Annotated in this window: 19 protein-coding genes; 1 reads left to right on the plus strand and 18 read right to left on the minus strand. The window is 41.7% G+C overall.

Translation table 11 applies throughout. The annotated features are described in order from the left end of the window. Positions 1–139: 139 nt before the first annotated feature. The 12 genes from FBF73_RS05490 to FBF73_RS05555 all read right to left on the minus strand — a co-directional run bounded on the left by FBF73_RS05490 (position 140) and on the right by FBF73_RS05555 (position 10,388). Positions 140–652 carry an adenine phosphoribosyltransferase gene (locus tag FBF73_RS05490; RefSeq protein WP_001049318.1) on the minus strand — a complete coding sequence of 171 codons (513 nt, stop codon included), beginning with the start codon at positions 650–652 and terminating at the stop codon, positions 140–142. A gap of 86 nt (positions 653–738) precedes the next feature. Next, the gene (locus FBF73_RS05495; protein WP_136937200.1) at positions 739–1,497 is read right to left on the minus strand and encodes a class I SAM-dependent methyltransferase; all 759 of its coding nucleotides are present in this window, start codon (positions 1,495–1,497) and stop codon (positions 739–741) included. Between the two features lie 477 nt (positions 1,498–1,974). Beyond that, positions 1,975–2,664 (minus strand): 50S ribosomal protein L1, encoded by a 690-nt coding sequence (gene rplA / locus FBF73_RS05500; protein ID WP_001085675.1) that lies wholly within the window; start codon positions 2,662–2,664, stop codon positions 1,975–1,977. A 207-nt stretch (positions 2,665–2,871) separates the two neighbouring features. After that, on the minus strand, positions 2,872–3,297 hold the full coding sequence (gene rplK, locus FBF73_RS05505; RefSeq protein WP_001085807.1) for a 50S ribosomal protein L11: 426 nt from the start codon (positions 3,295–3,297) through the stop codon (positions 2,872–2,874). A 218-nt stretch (positions 3,298–3,515) separates the two neighbouring features. Further along, positions 3,516–4,232, minus strand: a complete 717-nt coding sequence (gene ldcB, locus FBF73_RS05515) for an LD-carboxypeptidase LdcB/DacB (protein ID WP_136937201.1) — start codon at positions 4,230–4,232, stop codon at positions 3,516–3,518. A 2-nt stretch (positions 4,233–4,234) separates the two neighbouring features. Continuing rightward, positions 4,235–4,705 (minus strand): HIT family protein, encoded by a 471-nt coding sequence (locus FBF73_RS05520; RefSeq protein WP_136937202.1) that lies wholly within the window; start codon positions 4,703–4,705, stop codon positions 4,235–4,237. Position 4,706: 1 nt separating this feature from the next. Then, a complete protein-coding gene (locus FBF73_RS05525; RefSeq protein WP_136937203.1) occupies positions 4,707–5,744 on the minus strand; it encodes a M42 family metallopeptidase in 1,038 nt (345 codons plus the stop codon). Positions 5,745–5,840: 96 nt separating this feature from the next. Then, entirely contained in the window at positions 5,841–7,166 is a 1,326-nt protein-coding gene (gene brnQ / locus FBF73_RS05530) for a branched-chain amino acid transport system II carrier protein (protein ID WP_169435177.1), read from the minus strand. Positions 7,167–7,335: 169 nt separating this feature from the next. Next, on the minus strand, positions 7,336–7,623 hold the full coding sequence (locus tag FBF73_RS05535; protein ID WP_136937204.1) for a rhodanese-like domain-containing protein: 288 nt from the start codon (positions 7,621–7,623) through the stop codon (positions 7,336–7,338). A gap of 114 nt (positions 7,624–7,737) precedes the next feature. Next, a complete protein-coding gene (locus FBF73_RS05545; RefSeq protein WP_136937205.1) occupies positions 7,738–8,316 on the minus strand; it encodes a uracil-DNA glycosylase family protein in 579 nt (192 codons plus the stop codon). 53 nt (positions 8,317–8,369) lie between these two features. Continuing rightward, complete coding sequence (gene pepV / locus FBF73_RS05550) at positions 8,370–9,770, minus strand: dipeptidase PepV (RefSeq protein WP_136937206.1); 1,401 nt, start codon at positions 9,768–9,770, stop codon at positions 8,370–8,372. Between the two features lie 12 nt (positions 9,771–9,782). Continuing rightward, complete coding sequence (locus FBF73_RS05555; RefSeq protein ID WP_136937207.1) at positions 9,783–10,388, minus strand: nitroreductase family protein; 606 nt, start codon at positions 10,386–10,388, stop codon at positions 9,783–9,785. A 170-nt stretch (positions 10,389–10,558) separates the two neighbouring features. Between FBF73_RS05555 and FBF73_RS05560 the strand changes: the two genes are divergently transcribed. Continuing rightward, positions 10,559–11,359: an amino acid ABC transporter substrate-binding protein gene (locus FBF73_RS05560; RefSeq protein WP_136937208.1), complete on the plus strand. Its 801-nt coding sequence runs from the start codon at positions 10,559–10,561 to the stop codon at positions 11,357–11,359. A gap of 181 nt (positions 11,360–11,540) precedes the next feature. Here the strand turns inward: FBF73_RS05560 and FBF73_RS05565 are convergent, their stop codons facing one another. The 6 genes from FBF73_RS05565 to recJ all read right to left on the minus strand — a co-directional run bounded on the left by FBF73_RS05565 (position 11,541) and on the right by recJ (position 20,022). Continuing rightward, entirely contained in the window at positions 11,541–12,374 is an 834-nt protein-coding gene (locus FBF73_RS05565; RefSeq protein WP_136937209.1) for a metallophosphoesterase family protein, read from the minus strand. Then, positions 12,364–14,211, minus strand: a complete 1,848-nt coding sequence (gene uvrC, locus FBF73_RS05570) for an excinuclease ABC subunit UvrC (RefSeq protein WP_136937210.1) — start codon at positions 14,209–14,211, stop codon at positions 12,364–12,366. The genes FBF73_RS05565 and uvrC overlap by 11 nt, the downstream gene beginning before the upstream one ends. A gap of 38 nt (positions 14,212–14,249) precedes the next feature. Then, a complete protein-coding gene (locus tag FBF73_RS05575; RefSeq protein WP_136937211.1) occupies positions 14,250–14,951 on the minus strand; it encodes a M57 family metalloprotease in 702 nt (233 codons plus the stop codon). A gap of 62 nt (positions 14,952–15,013) precedes the next feature. Continuing rightward, complete coding sequence (locus tag FBF73_RS05580; protein WP_136937212.1) at positions 15,014–15,793, minus strand: alpha/beta hydrolase; 780 nt, start codon at positions 15,791–15,793, stop codon at positions 15,014–15,016. 65 nt (positions 15,794–15,858) lie between these two features. Continuing rightward, entirely contained in the window at positions 15,859–17,520 is a 1,662-nt protein-coding gene (locus FBF73_RS05585; RefSeq protein ID WP_136937213.1) for a ribonuclease J, read from the minus strand. Between the two features lie 279 nt (positions 17,521–17,799). Then, positions 17,800–20,022, minus strand: coding sequence for a single-stranded-DNA-specific exonuclease RecJ (recJ, locus tag FBF73_RS05595; protein WP_169435178.1), 2,223 nt, complete (start codon positions 20,020–20,022; stop codon positions 17,800–17,802). Between the last annotated feature and the right edge of the window lie 128 nt (positions 20,023–20,150).

Consider the following 20,150-nt stretch of genomic DNA (forward strand, 5'->3'; position numbering starts at 1 on the left):
TTAGAGTTAAAATGTAAACACTTGTTTCCTTTATTATACTGTAAGAAGATATAGTTTTCAATTATAGTTTTTCTCTAACTAGCTATAGTCTATTTTTATATCCTAATGTAGAGAAAACAGCCCTAGGGACTGTTTTTCATTAATAATGCATAAGAACTTTGTAATCGTAGTCACCGATTTTTTCACGACCGTTCAATTCATCCAATTCAACAAGGAAGGCACAACCTGCTACAACACCACCAAGTTTTTCAATCATCTCGATAGTTGCCTTAACAGTTCCACCTGTTGCCAAGAGGTCATCTACGATAAGAACACGTTGACCTGGCTTAATGGCATCAGCATGCATAGTTAAGGTATCAACCCCGTACTCTTTTTCATAGTCAGCAGAAATAACTTCGCGTGGCAATTTACCTGGCTTACGAACAGGTGCAAAACCAATTCCCAACTCAAAGGCAACTGGACAGCCCACGATAAAACCACGAGCTTCAGGCCCTACGATCATATCAATTTTCTTGTCAGTAGCATATTGAACGATTTCACGAACAGCATAGCTATAAGCATTTCCATCAGCCATCAAAGGACTGATATCACGGAAGGTAATTCCTTCCTTCGGATAATTTTCAATTGTTGCAATGTAATCTTTTAAATTCATCTTTTTCTTTCTTTCAAAGTTTTTTACTCTCTATTATAGCATATTTTTTAAGAAAGAAAAAAGGAAAAGTTAACTTCAATAATTATCTAACGATTTGACGATTTATAACTAGCCATAGCAATAAAGCCCAATTTCTGTTTATTTTTAGCGAACATTTTATACATCGTTAAAAACTGCTTCCTATTCTCCTTTTTACAAGCATTTACACAAATTTTTAAGGTTCCTAGCCAACCTTCGTCATAAATCATACCTGATAATTTCATTAATGTCATTTCACCAGTCAATACTTTCACATCACGATAACCTGATTCTATCATCACCTGTTCCCAACCATCTTGAGTTAAAGGACCTACATTTACATGAATTGCTTGTGATAATTCCTGTCTGACAGACTCTTTAGCTTCCTTAAGAAGCACATCATGTGTCAAGAGAAGACCTTCAGGTTTTAAAACCCTTAGATACTCCATTACACATTTTTTCTTAGCTTGATCGGCTTGCATAGTCAGCATAGCTTCATTTATAACAATATCAAAACTAGCATCTTCATAAGGAAGTTTCATTGCATTTGCTCTTTCAAATCTGATCAAATGATCAACACCTGCCGTTTCAGCAGATTTTTTAGCCACTTCTAGAGCTTGAGCATCCATATCAACAGCAGTTATCTTGCAACCAAAACGCTGTGCCAACTCAATTGCTGTAGTTCCCCTATTACAAGCAACTTCTAGTATTCTCTTTTCTTTTGAAAATCCTCCTTCCGCAATTAACCAATCTGTGGCACGTTTTCCACCTGGACGTAAGCGTTTTTTCCCCAGTTTTGCTAAAAACTTATGACCTGCTTCTGACATTTGAACACCTCTATTTTTTCTTTATTATAACATAAAATTATATTATCTGACAATTCTAATCTATTATTTGATAAACTAGAATCAAAAGCACACAAGCTGCCATGACTATAGCATAAATCTATTAATCACCTCTCTAATTCGAATTCAATTGCTCACGTAGTTTACGCATATAGGTTACGACTACATATTTGTACTTTAGATTTGCTGATCTCCTTATCCGCTATATATCACGTGCCTATTCGTATAGCCAAGATTTCTCTATCTCTTCCTCTGCCGATTCTTATTTCCAGCGTCAGACTTAAACAGTCTATCCTAATGCCGTTCGATAAGCTACTCACAATAGTTAGACTTGGGAATAACTTTTGGGTTTACTAGTATATAATCCTCGCAGAGAACTTACACCTCAGATGAACGGAATGTTCATAGTACCTAAAAAAACGAGCACTTTCGTACTCGTTCTCTGATATAAACTACTGATTAAAGTGAGTTTACGTCAACTTTGATACCAACACCTTGAGTAGTTGTGATAGTCAAGTTTGTTACGTAAGTTCCTTTAGCTGTAGCTGGTTTTGCTTTTTGGATTGTTTCGTTGAAAGCTTTGAAGTTTTCAACCAATTTTTCAGCTTCAAATGATACTTTACCGATGATAGCTTGAACGTTACCTGCACGGTCTGCACGGTAAGTGATTTTACCACCTTTAGACTCTTCAACTGCTTTAGCAACATCCATAGTTACAGTACCAGTTTTAGGGTTTGGCATCAAGTTACGTGGTCCAAGGACACGTCCAAGACGTCCAACAAGAGCCATCATGTCAGGTGTAGCGATAACTACGTCGAAGTCCAACCAACCGTCGTTGATTTTAGCAACAAGGTCATCTTCACCAACAAAGTCTGCACCAGCAGCTTTTGCTTCTTCAGCTTTTGCACCACGTGCGAAAACAAGAACGCGTGAAGTTTTACCAGTACCGTTTGGCAATACCATTGCTCCACGGATTTGTTGGTCAGCTTTTTTAACGTCGATGTTCAAGTTGTAAGCAACTTCTACAGTTGCGTCAAATTTTGCAAAGTTAGTTTCTTTTGCAAGTGCTACAGCTTCTTCTACGCTGTATGCTTTTGTGCTGTCAATTTTCTCAAGAGCAGCACGAAGTTGTTTGCTTTTTTTAGCCATTTTCTATTCTCCTTGTAAGTGGTTCAATCGATTTTCATCTCCCACGTCACTTCTCGAAATGATGAAGTCTTGCGGGTTATCAGTCTATTAATTTTCTTTTCCTACTTCGTTAAGTTCCCTTGCTGTACCCAAGTACAAGCTTCAGTCACTTGCCTAGTATGAAAAGCAACTAATAGACTGCTGTGAGATTTTCTACTATGTTATTGATTAGTCAACAACAGTGAATCCCATAGAACGAGCAGTACCTTCGATCATACGCATTGCAGACTCTACGTTTGCTGCGTTCAAATCTGGCATCTTAGTTTCTGCAATTTCTTGTACTTGTGCACGAGTAACTGTAGCAACTTTAGTTTTGTTAGGTGTACCTGATCCTTTTTCAACACCTGCAGCTTTTTTCAAAAGAACAGCAGCTGGTGGTGTTTTAGTGATGAAAGTAAATGATTTATCTTCGTAAACTGAGATAACAACTGGAATAATCATACCAGCTTGGTCAGCTGTACGAGCGTTGAACTCTTTTGTGAATCCCATGATGTTGATACCAGCTTGACCAAGAGCAGGTCCAACCGGTGGAGCTGGTGTAGCTTTACCAGCAGGGATTTGCAATTTTACAAGTTTTTCGACTTTTTTAGCCATTTTTAAATCCTCCTTTGTGGTTTTGGCGGTAATTAAAGATTTTTACCTCCCACAAGTATGCTTTACACATACTTATCCATTATACACTATTTATCTAGAATTGCAAGAGAAAAGTTTATTTTCTATACTCAAAGAGCAAACTAGGAAGCTAGCTGCAGGCTGTACTTGAGTACGGTAAGGCGACGCTGACGTGGTTTGAATTTGATTTTCGAAGAGTATTAATTGACATAATCTCCACCTTCAAATCCATAGTATTCTTCCAAACTGAGACCACTCTCAGCAATTTCTTTTGCTTCTTTTCCGACATAACGAAGGTGCCATTCTTCAGCCATATAGCCGGTTTCTTTTTCCTTACCTTTGAGATAACGGACAACAAAGCCATAATCAGCCGCATGGTCCAAGAGCCATTGAGCCGCTTTTTCTTCTGTTACTAAATCACCATCAGTACCAATAACATCAAAGGCCAAGCCAGTTTGGTGTTCACTGTAACCGGGACGAGCAGAGTAACGGTCAGCAGCTTCCTTCCCATCTTGGTTTACATAATCTTGATAGAGCTTGGTCTGAGTTTCATAACTTCTAAAACCACTATAATGGTCACTGATTGGGAATCCTGCCTCTTGCATAGCTTTGATGAGTTTGAGCAACTCTGCCTTGGCTGTTGGATTTTCCCCTGGATTGTAGTCTTTCGACAATGGATAGTGTTTATTTGCTACGATGATTTCATCGTATTTCCCTTGGATACTGTAGTAGTCTCCTTTATTGACCACTTCTGCTTTTTTCTGGGTGGCTTCTTGAGACTTATTTCCGACTGTTCCATCAGCTTTAGCTGTTTGTTCTGTCTTAGCTACTCCATCTTCATTTTTTGCTTTTTCTTGTGAACAAGCTGCTAGATTCAAGGCTAGCAAGGCTGTCAAAACAAGGTATCTTTTTTTCATTTCTACTCCTTTATTTCTAATAGGTTATCTACTTCTGACGATAAACGTTTGACTAATTGTTTAATCTCATCAGGTTTTACTTGGCAGGTTTCTGCTGTCATTTCTTCAAAGGGAACCCACCAGACTGGACCACGTCCCTTGAGACCGTGACCATTCATATCACCTGTTCGTCTAGGGAAAAGATGCCAGTGGAGATGGGCATCGCCATTTCCTAAAAGTTCAATATTCATTTTCTCGGCAGCAAAGGACTTGGCAACTGCCTCTTGGACTAAACTCATTTCCTCTAGAAAACGGATTCTAGTTTCCTTCTCTAAATAATGCAATTCGGTGACATGTTCCTTGGCTAGAAAGAGACTATAGCCTGCAAAATACTGGTGGTCTCCAATCACAAGATAGCCTGTTTTCAACTCTTTGACAAAATAGGGATTTTCTCCCTTCTTGATGAGCTCAATTCTCTGGCAAATCAAACACATATTAGTCTACCAATGCACTCTTAAGATAAGCATCGACCATTCGTTCTGTTGCGACCACCGAATCAATATGAGTACGCTCATAAGAATGACTAGACTCGATACCAGCACCAAGAAGGGCATGTTTGACTTCTGCACCTGCAGACATAGCCGCTGAAGCGTCCGAACCATAAAATGGATAGATGTCCAGCTTAAATGGAATATCTTGCTCTTTAGCCAAAGCAACCAAATGTTGACGGAAGTCATAGTGATAAGGACCTGAAGCATCCTTTACGCAGATAGATACTGTGTACTCATCTGTTTGCTGGTCATCTCCCATAGCTCCCATATCCACAGCCAGATATTCTACTACCTGAGCAGGGATATTAGAGTTAGCTCCATGCCCCACTTCTTCAAAAACTGAAAAAGCAAAATGGGTTGTTACAGGCAACTCAATCTTCTCTTCCCTATAAATACGAAGCAGATTAAGCAAAATCGCTGCGCTGACCTTATCGTCCAAATGACGAGACTTGATAAAACCTGTATCTGTTACGACGGTTCGTGGATCAAAACTGATAAAATCACCTACCTCAATCCCCAAGGAACGAGTTTCTTTTTCATTTGTTACTTTGACGTCCAAACGCACTTCCATATTGTCTTGCGTGCGTTCTGCAGTTCCTGCATCCTTGTAGACATGGCAAGAGGTCTGGTGGATAAGGATGGTTCCTGATACCTTTTGACCTGTGCTAGCTACATGAACGGTACAGTTTTCTCCTTCAATCATGTTCCAAGGGAAACCACCGATACGGTCCATTTTGAGACGGCCATCTGGTTTAACAGCACGGACAATGGCACCCAGCGTATCCACATGGGCAGTCACATAGCGATGCTCTTCATCATTTCGACCTTTAATGGTCACATTGACACCGCCTTTGGCTGTACGAACTGGCTGATAACCAAAACCTTCTAGAGTCTTGACTAAATAGTCCGAAATCTCACGAGTGAAGCCTGTTGGCGACTCAATGGCTGTCAGTTCTTTGATATATTCTACTGTTTGATTCATTTCTTCACCTCTTTTGCTACCTATTATAACACATTTATCATCGGATAAAAAAGAAAATCACTCCTGTAGACTTGACTACAAAAGTGATTTTAATGATTATTCCATTTCAAAAACATCGCTTTCTTGCTTGTTTGGTAGAACCAATGAGAGCAAAATTCCAACAATAGCTGGCACCAACCATGGGAGAGATGCCTTGGCAAAAGGAAGAGCGTTGACAAGGTTTGCAAGAAACTCAACCTTAAACGAGCTTCCTAGTACGCTTGCAATAGCAATAGCTGTAACAACAGCAATTGTCAACTGCATACCTGGTTTTGAAAGAGCCACAAATTTGTTGACAATGACAATCATAACGATAGCAATCGTGATTGGGTACAAGATAACCAATACTGGAATTGAGTACTTGATAATTGCACTCAAACCAAGATTTGCAATAGCAAATCCAATCAAGGTAAAGACTGTTGCATAAGCCTTGTAGCTGATTTGTGGGAAGCGGCCGTTAAAGAACTCAGCTGTTGACACAATCAGACCAACTGTTGTTGTGAAGCAGGTTACGGTAACCATAGCTGCGAGGAAGAGTTGAGCTGTTGAACCAAAGATTTCTTGAGTCGCTTGTGACAAGATGTAAACACCTGGCGTTCCACCCTTCATCGCTTCAGCTGGTACTGGGAAATGATTTCCAAGGAAACCTAAACCGATGTAAAGAGCGCTGAAAGCAAGGGCAACAACGATACCAACAACCCAAATAGTTGAGATGTATTCTTTCTTACTTGAAAATCCAAGCTGTTTCAAGGTTTGAACTGCGATTACACTAAAAGCAACTGAAGCAAGGGCGTCCAAGGTATTGTAACCTTCTAGGAAACCTGTACCAAATGCAGAAGCTTGATAAGCAGCTGACGCAGCTTGAGGGCTTGTTCCACCGTATTTGATAGCTCCTAGAACAACCAAGATAACAATCAAAATAGCAAAGACTGGTGTTAAAATACGACCGATACGGTCTAAGATTTTTGATGGATTAAGCGAGATTAGATACGCTGCCGCAAAGTAAAGAAGGGTAAAGACAATCAAGCCTAGACCTTTATTTGCATCCGACAGAAGGGGGCTAATACCTACTTCGTAAGCCGTTGTAGCAGTACGTGGGATAGCAAAGAATGGGCCAATTGACAAATAGAGAACTACGAGGTACAGAGTCGCAAACCAAGGCGCTATCTTTGTTGAAATCTCGTGAATATATCCTTTAGGATTTAGCGTTCCAATAATAAGGGTCAAGACGGCGATACCGACGCCTGAAAAGACAAAACCTGCGATGGCAGGAAGAAAATGTTCTCCAGATAAAGCACCTAGAGAAGGCGGAAAAATCAAGTTTCCCGCACCAAAAAATATTCCAAACAGGAGCAAACCTGTTAGGGCACCTTTTTTAGCCATGAAAATCTCCTTCATATTTATAAAATACTGACCTAGTATACCACGATTAGGAGTCTGAAAAAAGCATCACGAATTAAATATTGAATGTTTTCAAGATTCTTAAAAATGAGAATTGTCTAAAAAAAAATCCCCTACCGAGATCACACCAAGTAGGAGAAAATTGTAATGTTTAAAGTTCTTCAAAAGCCATCATGCCACCTTGTACATTGATAACCTCATAACCTTGTTCTGACAGGAATTGGCAAGCACGCGCCGATCTCATTCCAGATTTACAAATAACATAATGTAACTGATCCTTGTCCAACTGATCATAGCTATCAGCCAATTGACTCAGCGGTAGATTGTGGGCACCTTCTAAATGCAGAGTTTCAAACTCATCCATTTCTCTCACGTCCACTAGAGAAAGTTGGTCGTTTTGGTAAAGCTGGTAAAATGCGTCAAAGGTTATTTCTTTCATTCTTTTTCTCCTAATACTCTTCGAAAATCAAATTCAAACCACGTCAGCGTCGCCTTACCGTACTCAAGTACAGCCTGCGGCTAGCTTCCTAGTTTGCTCTTTGATTTTCATTGACTATAAAATGGTTTTAATTCTTTTTTTCAAATCTGGCACCACTTCTGACTCAAACCAAGGATTTTTGGCCATCCAGATTTGATTTCGTGGTGAAGGGTGAACTAATGGAAAATAGGTTGGCAAGTAGTTCTGGTAATGTTTTACCCGTTCTGTTACCTTGCCACTGACTTTCTCCTGCAAATAGTAGGCTTGGGCATATTGGCCAATCAAGAGGGTCAACTGAATATCTGGTAATTCTTGCAAGAGCTGCGGATGCCATTTTTCAGCAAAGCCAGTTCTCGGTGGCAGATCACCTGACTTTCCATGCCCTGGAAAGTAAAAATCCATAGGCAAAACAGCAAAATAACCTGAATTGTAAAAGGTATCTTCATCCACACCTAGCCAGTCTCGCAAACGATCACCACTTTTGTCCTTCCAGTAAAGGCCTGCTTCTTGGGTTTTAAGACCAGGTGCCTGACCGATGATATTGATGCGAGCAGTCTTTGGCGCTGCAAAGAGAGGCTCAATGCCACGCTCTGTATAGCTGGCATTCTGTGGTTCTGACATAATAGCCCGCTTGATTCTTTCAATTTGAGACATCTACTTTCCCTCCAAAAAGAAGTCTAAGCATACAATCTCAGACTTCTATCGTTTTATTTGATCAATTCATAAATAGCTTCGGCATAGATTGCTGCTGCTCGGAAGAGATCGTCCAAGGCGATAAATTCATTAGCTTGGTGCATGGTATCAATTGAGTCTGGGAACATGGCACCATAGGCAACACCTCGTTCTAGCAAGCGACCAAAGGTTCCACCACCGATGACTTGCTCATGACCTTTAAGGCCAGTTTGTTTTTCATAAACATTCAACAAGGTTTGCACAAGTGGATCTTCCATTGGCACATAGTGAGGGGTATGACCGTGTTCAGAAAGGCTAACAGAAGCAACTGGCAAGTTTTCAAGGATTGACTTGATTTGTTCTGGACTTGTTCCTTTTGGATAGCGGATGTTAAGGGCAATGGTATTATCAGCGCTTGTTTCATCGAAGCGGAAGACACCGGCATTCATAGAAAGGGCACCCATTTTTTCATCCACATGAGCAATCTTGAGATTTTCACCCTCATGGTCGTTCAAGAGAATTTTACCAGCGATGTCAAGGTAGTCTTTAGCTGGACCAGCAAAGTCAAACTGGCTAAGGAAGAGGGCTAGGTAAGTCGCACCATTGACACCTGAAGCAGGCATAGCACCGTGGGCTGATTTACCAATGATCGTCACCTTGTATTGGCCGTTTTCTTCTTGGAGTTCTCCTCTAAGTTTGTGTTCTGCAACAAAGGCATCTAGTTTAGCTTGCAAGTCAGCCAAATCACCTGAAATAACTGCTGTTGCTGATTCTGGTACCATGTTTTCACGCAAACCACCTGTGAAGCTGTGAAGACGGGCAGCGCCTGTATTTTTACCTGCAAAATGAAGATATTCTGTGATGTTTCCTTTTTCACCGTTGATGATAGGGAACTCAGCATCTGGGGAGAAACCGAAGTCTGGTTTTGCAAGTCCTACATGTTCAAAATAGTAATCCATGTCTGCCCAGCCTGATTCTTCATCAGTTCCGACAATAAAGCGAACTTTCTTAGAAGTTGGAAGGCCCAATTCTTTGATGATTTTCAAACCATAGTAACAAGCTGTTGTAGGACCCTTGTCATCTGAAGCTCCACGCGCATAGAGGCGACCATCTTTGATAGTTGGTGTGTATGGATCTGTGTCCCAACCACTACCCGCAGGCACCACGTCCATGTGAGCAAAGATTCCGAGAACTTCTTCTCCATCACCAAACTCGAAGTGTCCTGCATAGTTATCAACATTTTTAGTTGGATAGCCATCGCGGTCTGCGATTTCAAGGAATTTCTCCAAGGCTTTTACTGGACCAGGCCCAAATGGATGTTCAGCATCAACCTTGCTATCATCACGTTCTGAGTTGATTTCCAAAAGGCTAAACAAGTCAGCCAAGAGGTCTTCTTTGCGTTTTTCTACTTCTGCTGTAAAATCAATTGCTGTCATATTATCTTCCTTCTATCTTTTCTCGATGATTTCATCTACTGGCAAGCGGTAGCTTGGTTCCAATTTTTCATCTGTGTAACCCACTGTAATTAAGAGTTCTGGACGGAAACGATCTTCGATATCCAAAACTTCGTTGACTTTTGATTTGTCAAAACCAAGGATCATATTTGAGCCAATTCCTTGATCTGTAAGAGCGAGAATCAAGTTCATAGCAACCAAACCTGCATTGAGGGCTAGGTAGTCACTGACCTGTTGTTCATTGTAACGGGCAAATTCCGCAGGCGAATTTTTCATAAAGTATTGAAGTTGTTCTTCTGAGAAATTCTTTGCTCCACCTACACGAGCAATCTTACGAGCACGTTTGGCAAGATCCGTATCTGTAAACAAGGCAATGGTTACAGGTGCTGATGATACCTGCTCAAAGTTGGAACCGTAAGCCAATTTTGCCAGTTCAGCATTTTTCTCACGAACGACCACAAATTTCCAAGGCTGGCTGTTATGGGCACTTGGAGCCAAGGTTGCAATTTCGATAGCCGTACGCACATCTTTGGGATCCACTGGCTTATCAGTGAAATGCTTGGTCGCATGACGTTTTTTATTTAATTCAAGAAATTTCATAATCGATTTCCTTTTCTAATTCTACTGCTTCCATTCTACCATAATTTGAAAGAGCTTGCAGGGATTTTTCATGATTAAGTTTTTTTATCACAGCCATAAAAAATATATATTGGTTCATCGGGAAAGTTTCTGATAAACTAGCAGATAACTTACATTTGAATGGAGACATTATGAAAAAATTTAGCCTATTACTAGCCATCCTACCATTTTTGGTTGCCTGTGGAAATCAAGCTACACCTAAAGAGACTAACTCTCAAAAGACAATCGTCGTTGCTACAGCTGGCGATGTGCCACCATTTGACTACGAAGACAAGGGCAATCTAACAGGCTTCGATATCGAAGTTCTGAAAGCAGTGGATGAAAAACTCAGCGACTACGAGATTCAATTCCAAAGAACTGCCTGGGAGAGTATCTTTCCAGGACTTGATTCTGGTCACTATCAGGCTGCAGCCAATAACTTGAGTTACACAAAAGAGCGTGCTGAAAAATACCTTTACTCACTCCCAATTTCGAACAATCCCCTCGTCCTTGTCAGCAACAAGAAAAATCCTCTGACTTCACTTGACCAAATCGCTGGCAAAACAACGCAAGAGGATACCGGAACTTCAAACGCTCAATTCATCAATAACTGGAATCAGAAACACACTGACAATCCTGCTACAATTGATTTTTCTGGAGAGGATATCGGTAAACGAATCTTAGACCTCTCTAACGGTGAATTTGATTTCCTAGTTTTTGACAAGGTATCGGTTCAAAAGATTATCAAGGACCGTGGCTTAGATCTCTCAGTCGTTGATTTACCTTCTGCCGATAGCCCCAACAACTATATCGTTTTCTCAAGCGACCAAAAGGAGTTTAAAGAAAAATTTGATAAAGCGCTCAAAGAACTCTACCAAGATGGAACCCTTGAAAAACTCAGCAATACTTATCTAGGTGGTTCTTACCTTCCAGATCAATCTCAATTACAATAATACTCTTCGAAAATCTCTTCAAACCACGTCAGCTTTATCTGCAATCTCAAAGCTGTGCTTTGAGCAACCTACATCTAGCTTCCTAGTTTGCTCTTTGATTTTCATTGAGTATAAGATATACTAAAAGCGATTGGACCAGCCAATCGCTTTTTTAGTTTGCATTGGTTATTTTAGGAAACTCTTACAAAAAATCAAAAAAATTCTTCACATCTTCTACATACCCATGCTTTTCTATTAAGCTTGCTAATAGTTCCAGATTGTGCCCCTGATAGTTATCTTCACGACGTAGTTCTTCATACATTTCGATAAAGGGAAGCCCCTTGGACTTGGCCAATTCCAACTCCGCTTCGTAGTCATAAGCGACTTTACGAAATAGGATATTTACCAATTCCCCATCTTCAACTTCTATCACGGCATACTGGGCACGGTGATTTTTTAACGCCTCCCAATTAAAATAGGGCATGCCAATCGACCCTGGATTGATGACTTGTTGCCCTTGACTGCCGTAGCGAAGCAACTGCTTGTGGACATGACCATAGATTGCCACGTCGGTTTCCTCATCTAGTAGTTGATCAAATTTATCTGTATCATTCCCAACCAGTAGGTCCCCACCATAGTTTTTGTCAGGTAAATTATGAGAGATAGAAAAGCGCAGCCCATCAACTTCTTTCTTTTCCAGCAAAGGCAAGTTTCGTAGCCATACAATCGTTGCAGGATCCATTCGCTCCATCAAAAACTGGGTCATTCGCATTGATTGGATTTCTTGTGGATCTTCCAAACCGTATTCACCATCCAAGGCCTCAAGGACACAATCATCCCAATTTCCTCGAACACTGGCTGTGATAGGAAGGTCCTTTAGCAGGGCGACCAAGTCATTCGCACCGGGACCAGGAAGAAAAATATCTCCCAGAAGCCAGTATTCACTGACTCCTTGATTTTTAGCATCTGCAATCACTGCTTCTAAGGCAGTTGTATTGCCATGAATATCTGATAAAATTGCGATTTTATGATTCATTGTGTTCTCCTTCTGTTTGGTAATCTACTCTTTCTTCCGCCACTTGAGCTAATTCCACTTCTTCCTGCGGGTTCAACTTTCTTTGCACAGCCTCTGCTACTGCTCTCGGTACTCCAACTTCGACAATCTCATCCACACTGGCTTCCTTGATTTTAGTCAGAGACTTGAAATGTTTCATGAGATTCTGCTTGCGTTTAGGCCCCAGCCCTTCAATTCCATCCAGTTGTGATGAAAAGGAATTTTTGGAACGCAGTTGGCGGTGGAAGGTGATGGCAAAACGGTGCACCTCATCTTGAATGCGTTGGAGGAGGAAAAATTCCTGAGAATTGCGAGACAACTCCACCACTTCCAGCGGATCTCCAAAGAGCAATTCATGGGTTTGGTGCTTGTCATTTTTTTGCAAACCTGCAATGAGAATATCCAGACCCAGTTCCTCTTGTATGACTTGCTTGGCGATATTGACTTGACCTTGTCCCCCATCAATGACAATCAAATCTGGCGGAGTCAAACCGTCATGCTGTACTCGACCGTAGCGCCTGCGAATGACCTCTCTCATACTGGCATAGTCGTCTGGTCCCACCACAGTCTTAATTTTATACTTACGATAATCCTTCTTACTTGGTTTGCCATTGACAAAGACCACCATAGCCGAAACAGGGCTGGTACCCATGATATTGGAGTTATCGAAGGACTCAATGCGAACTGGAGTTGGGATTTGAAGCAAACGACCTAGATTTTCAATAGCTCCTTGTGTCTTTTCGACAGATTTTTCTAACAGATTGAACTTCTGCTCTAGACTAACACGAGCATTTTTTATGGCTAGATTGACCAGTTGTTTTTTCTCACCGCGCTGGGGTTTGAGAATCTTGGTATCTACCAAAGCCCTGACAGCTTCTTCATCAATATCCTGCGGAATCAGCACCTCATTGGGAACTAGGTGAGATTTTTCTTGATAAAATTGTCCCACATAGGTTAAGAAATCCTCATCCGGATCATTGTAGTAGGGGAAAAGATTGACATCGCGCTCAATGAGCTTGCCCTGACGAACAAAGAAAACCTGCACACACATCCAGCCCTTGTCCGCATAGTAGCCAAAAACATCGCGATTTTGAAGATCCTTAGCCATGACCCGTTGCTTGGTTCGAAGTGTTCCAATGGCCTGAATCAGGTCACGATATTCCGCTGCACGCTCAAATTCCATAGTCTGGGCTGCCACTGCCATCTTGCCCTTGAGGTCATCAATGATTTTGTCATCCTGTCCTTTTAGGAAATCGGAAACCTCCTGAGCCATGGACTTGAAATAAGCCTCATCTTTCTTACAGATGGTGTGGGCCATACATTGGCCGATATGATAGTAAAAACAGACCTTAGACGGTGGATTGGTACACTTACGAAAAGGGAAAATCCGATCCAGTAGCCGCTTGATTTCATTGGCTGCCCCCACATCGGGATAAGGTCCAAAGTAAAGACCTCCGTCCTTTTTGACCTGACGGGTGATAATCAAACGAGGATAGCGTTCATTAGTAATCTTGATGAAAGGATAAGACTTATCATCCTTGAGCATGATATTGTATTTAGGCTTATTTTCCTTGATCAGGTTAATTTCTAGGAGAAGTGCCTCAATATTGGACTCCGTAACAATAAATTCAAAATCCACAATTTCAGACACCAAGGCCTCTGTCTTGGTATCGTGACTCCCACGGAAATAAGATCTCACGCGGTTACGCAGATTTTTAGCCTTTCCTACATAGATAATGGTGCCGTTTTTATCCTTGTGAATGTAACAACCAGGGCTGGTCGGTAAGAGCTCTAGTTTTGATTTAATCAAGTTATTCATAGTTCCATTATAGCAAAAAAGTAGGGAAAGATTGTTCCCTACTCACTAGTCTCATATATTTTTCGGAGGTTTGCAACATCCTCTTCCTGGATACCATAAAAGGAACCCGCAGGTTGCATGACAGACTTCTCATCTGTATGGTCCAAGCCAATCGCATGCCCCAACTCATGTTCTGCTGTATGGACAATGCGCTCATAGGAATAGCCATAGTTTGGATTGGACAGATAATAGTGATTCAACCGTACCGTGACAGACAAGAATTGCCCCGTCAAGAGATTGGTCTGACTTTCTGCCTCTCCTGCCACAGGAGTACCTCCGTCATTCATCTCCGTAGCCAAGATATCTTCCTTGCTGGCCTCAGTCACCAGTTCAAACTTAAAGGCACCAGTTTGATTCCAATTCTGAATCGCTTCTACATAAGCTTCTTGAAAGCGTGAATCTATCTGCGGATCTAGGTAAATACGAGCAGAAGCCTGCGGCCACCTTCCTTCAGAGTGTTGGTGGCTATCTGTCTGGTTCAACTTAGGCAGTTGCCCTGTTTTTTCCCATTGGTCGATACTTTGTTTACCAATCTTGACTGACCGTTCTGCTTGCTTTAGCGCTCCTTGAAAATCACCGTTCAGATACCAGAGAAGTCCAAAAGCAAAAGCACACAAAAGAAAAGCTATCCAAACTAGACGCCAAAACAAACGCCACACAAAAGAAAAGAAAGCCCCTATCAAACGAAAAATCCAGCGCATGTTCCTCCACCTTTCTAGCAAATAAAGTCTATTTTACTAAAACAAGCTGAAAGAAAGCTAAATTATGACAATCTCTCTTCTAATTTGAAATCGATTGGTAAGGTTGCTAAGAACCGTTCCAATTGTTTTTCCCAGTAGTACCACTCGTGAGTTCCAGCACTATGGCTATAGGTCACATCAAAGCCCAGTTTTTTGAGATTTTTCACTGCTAGATTATTGGCTTCGTACAAGAAATCCTGCTCGCCACACCAAGCCCAAAGCTGGGTCTTTTTGTCCGATTTTTTAGCCAGACTTTCTAGAGAATAAGGACTAGTTGTCCAATCTTTAATCTCCCCAAACACACCTCTCCAGTAAGCTGGTGTCCCCAAATCTTGGCTCTCAGGAGAAAAATCTTGAAAGCTAAGAGCACCTGAGAAGCTAGCTGCGTGAGAAAAACGATTTGTAGCAAGAGCCAATTTGAAACATCCATAGCCTCCCATAGAGAGACCAGCGATAAAGGTCTTTTCACGCTTGCTGGTCATGTTAGGGAAGAAGCGTTTTAGAACCTGTGGCAATTCCTCTGCTAGAGCTGTGTAATAGTCAAAACCATACTGAGTATCTGTGTACCAACCGTTGCTGGTATTGGGCATAACAACGATAAGATTGGTTCCTCGAAGTAAGCGTTCTACATTGGTCCTCTTGAGCCAACTATTATGGTTGCCAGACATTCCGTGCAAGAGATACAAGACGGGGATATCTGTACAATCTGGTTCTTCCACTCGATTAGCATCAGGATAGAGGACATTCACTCCCCACTCCATATCCAAAACTTGTGAGTAATACTCGATTTTCATTACTGCCATATTTTTCCTCTATTTTTCTATAAGAAAAAGCCGAAATTCGACTTTCTCTCTGTTTATTTCAACGATTATTTTGCTTCCATGACTACTGGTAAAATAGCTGGACGACGCTTGGTTTGGTCAAAGAGATACTTGGTCAGATTATCACGAACCTTCCCTTTAAGATCTGCCCAGTCAAAGTCATCTCCTTGAAGATAGTCTTCTACCGTTTGGTTAATCAATTCTGAACTTTCACGGAGAATATCGCGACTCTTCTTGAGATAAACAAATCCACGCGTGTGAACACGAGCCTTAGCCACGATTTTCTTCTCACGACGGTTAACGGTAATTGCGACGATGAAAATACCATCCTCTGACAAGACCTTACGGTCACGAAGAACCACATTTCCAACATCACCAATGGCATTCCCGTCAATCAAGACATCCCCTGCTGAAACCGATCCAGCTGGAACAAAGTCTCCATTTTCGTAAGACATGGTCGTCCCCTTTTTAGGAATGAAGATGCGTTCTGGCAACATCCCAACTGCCATAGCAGCCTTAGCATGGGCATCCAACTCACGGTATTCCCCTTGAATCGGGAAGAGATACTTGGGTTGCAAGAGATTGATCATCAACTGCAAATCACGCGCATTTCCGTGCCCTGATACATGTAAACTTTGGGTAATCAATTTGACAACCCCTCCTGCCTGATAAATCATATTTTCCACACGCGCAACGAAGGCTTCTTTAGCAATAGACGGAGCCGTAGCAATATAGACCAGGTCCCCATCCTTGATTTCTACATAACGATGGCGACCAATCGACATCTTACGAAGTCCATTGATAGGTTCACCCATACGACCTGTCTCAAGAATAATCAACTCATGGTCTTCAAAGCGAGACATATCTTTCGGCTTAATCAAGAGAATTTCGTTGGCTAAAGACAACTTCTTGAGACGAATCGCTGTGCGGACGATATTTTCAATATCAAATCCTGTCAAGACGATACGTCGACCTGTTTTATCCGCAGCGTCAAAAATTTGCTGGATACGAGAAAGGTTACTGGAAACAGCTGCAACGATGATACGACCTTCCCAGTCAGCAATGGTTTGGGTAATTTCATCCCTAACTTCACTTTCGCTAGCCACCTGAATATTGCTGTCCGCATTGGCCGAATCACTGAGGAGAGCCAGGACGCCGTCACGACCGATTTCTGCCAAACGAGCGAAGTCTGTCGCATAGGATTCACTAGCTGTCTGGTCAAATTTGAAGTCACCTGTATAAACGATGCTACCTTCAGCTGTCTTCAAGACAATTCCCAGACTCTCTGGAACGGAGTAAGTCGTAGGGAAGAAGGAAATCACAGTCCCTCCAAAATCAATCTCCGTATTCTCATCAATGACATGGAAATCATTAAATTCCTTAACGGCATCATTTCCTTTGACAAAGAGTTTGGCCAACTCAATGGTCAACTCAGACCCAAATACAGGAACTTTAGCCTCTGCCAAGAGATAAGGCAGAGCACCAATGGCATCCGCATGCCCGTGGGTCAAGAAAACCCCAGCAATACGATCCCTATTTTCAAAAAGGTAATCCATCTTTGGAATCACCACATCGACCCCTAATTGTTCATTTTCGGGATATTTTAACCCTACATTCAAAACAAAAATGGACTCTCCAATTTCAGCAATGTACATATTTTTCCCATTTTCACGTACACCACCAAGTGTTGTTAAACTAATATTACTCATTTTTCCTCCAAAATCTTAGTTTATCTTGATTATAGGGTTGCTTACCCTCTTATTCTAAAAGCACTATTACTTTTATACTCTTCGAAAATCAAATTCAAACCACGTCAGCTTCGCCTTGCCGTACTCAAGTACAGCCTGCGGCTAGCTTCCTAGTTTGCTCTCTGATTTTCATTGAGTATTAGCCGAATCTTTTCTTACCATTATACCATTTTTTTAATGATTTTCAAAATGAAGATTTGTTTTCAAAAAAGAGCTGGTTGCCCAACTCTTTCCTATCATCTACTCTTTTTCCATTAAAAAGTCATAAATTTCTTGCACAGTGCCCAGCGCCATCATTTCTTGGTCTTTGACGGTTTGTTTGAGATTTTGGTAAATCTGACTTTCTCCGATTTCCCGCTTTGGTGCCTCTTTATTGACTGTCATAACACCATCTGTGATTGTCACAAAGCCTAGTTCTTCAAACACTTGAATCATCTTGACCAGCAAGATTTGTTGAATATTAAGATAAGTAGCCAAATCCTTCAGCTTGTAGCGAATATCAAACTCTGGAAACTGGTAAATGATCTTGTACAATTTGGCAAACTGCTCTCTAGTCCCATAACCTGTCAGATAGTAGGCCTTGTCAATATCATTTTTGAAATAGACAGCAGAGAAATTCTGTTCCTGAAAAATGGTCTTCAGCTGAGTAATATCTTCAGGAACGTTTTTTACGATAACAACTTCACTATCCGCCAGATTTGGTAGTTCTCCAGCAAAATCCAAGACTGGAACTCCTTCTGGCAAGACTGCATTCTTCCCACGGATGTTAAAAAGTTGAACACCCTCCACACGCGCATCCACCATCATCAACTGTAGAGCAGTTTGGCCATTCCATTGGTTGACAGATAATTTGACTGCCAGCTCTAGATTCTTGGTTTGAGAAAACTCTGTCGCCCATCTACCTTGTCCAAAGGCTACCACTTCAAAACTAGCTTCACCCTTGGAAATTTTCAGCTTGAGATGGGCATTGCCTGCTCCCATAGTACGGGCACTTTCGACCTGAAAATCCTTAATATAAAAGACAGGTTTCTGATTGTCCATTCCAAAAGGTGCCAAGCGCTCAAAGTTCTTGACTGTTTCAAGACTCAAAGCCTCCAAATCCAGCTCTTCATCTAGATTTAACTTGTTCTTGCCACCAGTATCTGCGCCTTTTTCACGGACATAATCTTCCAAGACCTGAGACAAATCTGAGAGTTTCTCCACTTCCAGCGTCATTCCTGCTGCGCCAGCATGGCCACCAAAGGCGATAAAGAGGTCTCGATGGGGATCCAGAGCCTCAAAAATATCGACTGCTTCCACACTACGAGCACTACCCTTGGCACGACCGTCCTCTATATTGAGAACCATGACTGTCTGTCCCAATTCTTCCAACAAACGACCAGCCACGATACCCAGAACCCCAGGATTCCAGCCTTCCTTGGCCAAGACTTGGACCTTCTTCTCAAGATTCACCATGGTCTTGGCTTCTTCATAGATAGACTGAACGATTTCCTTGCGCTCTTCGTTTTTCTGATGAATCATGAGGGCAATCTCATGCGCTTCCTCATCATCAAACCCAGTCAGCAAATCAATGGCAGGATTGGGATCATCCAAACGGCCCAAAGCATTCAAACGAGGGGCAATCTGGAAACCAACCGTTTCTTCTGTTACTTCGTTGGCGGCAATCCCAGCCATGTCCAGCATTTCTTGTAAACCAATGCGCTGAGTATGTCCCAACACTTCCAGACCATACTGAACCAAGATACGGTTCTCATCTGTCAAACTAACCATATCAGCAATGGTACCAATAGCAACCAAATCAAGCAATTCCACTTGTACTTCTTCCAAAAGGGCACAAGCCAGCTTGAAAGCCACTCCACAACCAGCCAAATATTTGAAAGGATAGTTCGCATCCGGATGTTCAGGGTGGACAATAGCATAAGCATCTGGTAAGGTTTCAGGCATGGAATGGTGGTCAGTCACAATGACATCTACTCCCATAGACTGGGCTAATGCAATAGCCTCGTGACCTGCAACCCCATTGTCCACTGTCACAATCAAGGAAATCTCTTCTTGCTCGATAAAGTATTTATAGACACTGGCATTAGGGCCATAGCCATCGGTAAAACGATTTGGCAAATAAACACAGCACTCAGCACCAAGCTGTTCCAAACTTTCCTTAACAATAGAAGCCGAAGTCATACCATCCGCATCATAATCACCGTAAACGAGGATATTTTCCCCTTCTTCAATGGCCTGACGAATCCGTTCCACTGCCTTGTCCATATCATGGAGTAGATAAGGGTCATGCAAGTCCTCCAAAGAAGGTTCTAAAAACTTCTTCAGACTTTCTTGGTCCTGAATCCCCCTCTCAAATAATAACCGAGCCACCTCAGGACCCAGTCCAGCCTTCTTGGCTATCTTTGTAAAATCCGCATCTTCAACCTGCGGGGCAAACTGCCATTCATAAGTAGGTGTTATCAAAAAGACATCCACTCTTTCTAAGAATTCTATTGCTTCATTATAACACGATTTAGGCTTTTTCTCTATCCTGATTGCTTTTTTATAAAATTTTAGTGAATTTTTTCAGATATGATTTGACAAGACAAATC

It is taken from the genome of Streptococcus mitis (assembly GCF_005144795.1).
Taxonomy (GTDB): Bacteria; Bacillota; Bacilli; order Lactobacillales; family Streptococcaceae; genus Streptococcus; species Streptococcus mitis_BB.